General features: G+C 63.3%; 1 protein-coding gene. It reads right to left on the bottom strand.

Annotated features, from left to right (window positions below; genetic code table 11):
- Nucleotides 1-67: 67 nt before the first annotated feature.
- Nucleotides 68-659, bottom strand: a 592-nt coding sequence (locus ACYP5B_RS22740; RefSeq protein ID WP_459571169.1) for an IS110 family RNA-guided transposase, incomplete at its 5' end; no start/stop codon positions are given.

The raw sequence follows: 659 nt of genomic DNA, 5'->3' as shown, positions 1-659 counted from the left end.
TACCCGCGCAACCTGCTAGTCGAATTCAATTAACCTGCTTCAATAGCCGCAGCTAGGGCTGCTGTGCCTACGGTTTTGGTAGGCGCAGCTGACCTAGCGCGGAATCCGCCATTTGCCTGGCCCTCTCCGCCTTCTTCAGCTCGTGGTCTCTTTCATACGGCTCCTTGCCCCTCAGCACCGCCCAGGCAATTCTTGCCGCCTTGTTGGCCATCGCCACCACCGTCACGTTGGATGGGCGTCGGCGCGCCAGTTGGTCGCACCAGGCCCCTTTGTCCTTGGCCCGGTACACGACTGCTCTGGCACCGTGGATCAGCAGCATGCGCAGGTAACAGTCTCCGCGTTTGCTAATCGCCCCCAATTGCACCTTGCCCCCAGTGCCACGCTGGCGCGGCACCAGCCCCAGGTAGGCCGACAGTTGCCGCCCCGATTCGAAGCCCTGCGCATCGCCGATCGTCGCTAGCAGCGCCGTGGCCGTGAGCATGCCGATCCCTGGAATCGCCATCAGCCGCTTGCACGCCGGCTGCGTTTGGGACCAGGCCTTGATCTGTCCCTCCAACTGCTCAATGCCTTTGTCTAGCCGACCGATCAGCTCGAACTGTTCGCGCAACGCCTCGAACACCCTCGCCGGCACGTCTTCCTCCACTTCGGCCAGCCGCTCG

This window comes from Cupriavidus sp. 8B (genome assembly GCF_054589115.1).
This window is presented reverse-complemented; position numbering and strand designations above follow the sequence as displayed.